The organism is Pseudomonas sp. 39004 (genome assembly GCF_028682155.1).
GTDB lineage: Bacteria > Pseudomonadota > Gammaproteobacteria > Pseudomonadales > Pseudomonadaceae > Aquipseudomonas > Aquipseudomonas capeferrum.
In genome coordinates this window covers 1-2110 of the sequence record NZ_JANIAG010000330.1, presented here as the reverse complement: position 1 = coordinate 2110, position 2110 = coordinate 1, and the positions used below count along the sequence as shown (strand labels likewise).

The window sequence follows — 2110 nt, the reverse complement described above, 5'->3', positions numbered from 1 at the left end:
AAAGGGCCAGTTCGGGCAATAAAAAAGCCCGCATCAAGGATGCGGGCTCTTGGCCATCAAACCGCAGCTTACGCCGCCTTGGCCTCTTGCTGGCTCAGCGAGCGGTTCAGCGCACTGAACAATGCCTTGAAGCTGGCGGTGGTGATGTTCTCGTCGATGCCCACACCATGCACCGGGCGGCCGCCGGCTACGCGCAGTTCGATGTAGGCCGCCGCCTTGGCGTTGGTGCCGGCGCCGATGGCATGCTCGTTGTAATCCATGATCTCCACGGCAATCGGCAAGCCAGCCACCAGGGCTTCCAGGGCGCCATTGCCCTTGCCGCGCCAGTGCAGGGTGGTTTCGCCTTCACCAGCGACTTCCACTTCCACGGCGCTGTGGCCGTTTTCTTCCTGCAGGCGGTGGCTGACCAGTGCATACGGGGCGTTGGCCTGGAGGTACTCTTTCTGCAGCAGGCTGTAGATCTGCTTGGCAGTCATTTCCAGGCCCAGGCGGTCGGTTTCACCCTGGACCACCTGGCTGAATTCGATCTGCATGCGGCGTGGCAGGCTGATGCCGTATTCCTGTTCGAGCAGGTAGGTGATGCCGCCTTTGCCCGACTGGCTGTTGACGCGGATCACCGCCTCGTAGCTGCGGCCGATGTCGGCCGGGTCGATCGGCAGGTACGGCACTTCCCACAGCTCGCCTTCCTGTTGCTTGGCGAAGCCTTTGCGGATGGCGTCCTGGTGCGAGCCGGAGAACGCAGTGTGAACCAGGTCGCCGACATACGGATGACGCGGGTGCACCGGCAACTGGTTGCACTCTTCGACTACCTTGCGCACGCCATCGATGTCGGAGAAGTCCAGTTGTGGGTCGATGCCTTGGGTATAGAGGTTCAGTGCCAAGGTCACCAGGTCGACGTTGCCGGTACGCTCGCCGTTGCCGAACAGGCAGCCTTCGGCGCGGTCGGCGCCGGCCATCAGGCCCAGCTCGGTGGCGGCGATGCCGGTGCCACGGTCGTTGTGGCAGTGCAGGCTGATGATCACGCTGTCACGGCGGCTGATGTTGCGGCAGAACCACTCGATCTGGTCGGCGTAGATGTTTGGCGTGGCGACTTCCACGGTGGCTGGCAGGTTGAGGATGAGCTTGTGCTCAGGGGTTGGGTTCCACACTTCAATGACCGCGTCGCAGACTTCCTTGGCGAACTCCAGCTCGGTGGCGCTGAAGGTCTCGGGCGAGTACTGGAAGGTCCACTGGGTGTCCGGCTGCTGGGCAGCATACTTGACGAACAGTTTGGCCGCGTTCACGGCGATGTCCTTCACGCCTTGCTTGTCCTGGTTGAAGACGATGCGGCGGAACGACGGGCTGGTCGCGTTGTACAGGTGGACAATGGCCTTTTTGGCCCCACGCAGCGATTCGAAGGTACGGGCGATCAGGTCTTCACGGGCCTGGGTGAGCACCTGGATGGTGGTGTCGTCCGGGATGTGGCCGTCTTCGATCAGGGTACGCACGAAGTCGAAGTCGGTTTGCGAAGCGGACGGGAACGAGGCTTCGATCTCCTTCACGCCAACCTGCACCAAGGTCTTCCAGAAACGCAGCTTCTTCTCCGCATCCATCGGCTCGATCAGCGACTGGTTGCCATCACGCAGGTCGGAGCTGCACCAGATCGGCGCTGCGGTGATGGTTTTCGATGGCCAGGTGCGATCAGGCAGGTCGATGGTCGGGAAGGCGCGGTATTTCTTCGAAGGGTCTTTGAGCATGGTCATGGAAGCAATCCTTTTGTATGCGGCCGAGATCGGGCCTGCCGAGCAATAACGAGATGAAGAGGCGAGGCGACGCGATTCAACCTGGTAGTCGTGCGCTGACCAGGCAGAGGCTGCGATGTTGTCGGAGCAGAATGAGGGTGCTGGAGGTTTTCATGCTTCAACCCTAAGCCAGCGGGGTGAGGGATGGCAAGTGTTCGCGAAAAATTGAGAGGAATGCTTAAAAAAAGCTGGATTGCGAGATTTTGTAGCGCTTATTGCTGAGAGGCTTTCAGGTTTTTGCGCTGTAGGTTTTGATGGCGCAAGACAAGGGAAGTGGGGTGTCAGCGCGGGCTTCTTCGCGGGGTTACCCGCGAAAGATCGGAAGAGCA

At 60.6% G+C, this 2110-nt stretch carries 1 protein-coding gene; it reads right to left on the bottom strand.

Translation table 11 applies throughout. From position 1 onward, the window contains the following. Window positions 1-68: 68 nt before the first annotated feature. On the bottom strand, window positions 69-1742 hold the full coding sequence (leuA, locus tag NP534_RS26685) for a 2-isopropylmalate synthase (protein ID WP_033701014.1): 1674 nt from the start codon (window positions 1740-1742) through the stop codon (window positions 69-71). Between the last annotated feature and the right edge of the window lie 368 nt (window positions 1743-2110).

Excerpts from the sequence above, each read along its gene's own strand:
- leuA (WP_033701014.1), bottom strand. The coding sequence starts at position 1,742 with ATGACCATGCTCAAAGACCCTTCGAAGAAATACCGCGCCTTCCCGACC.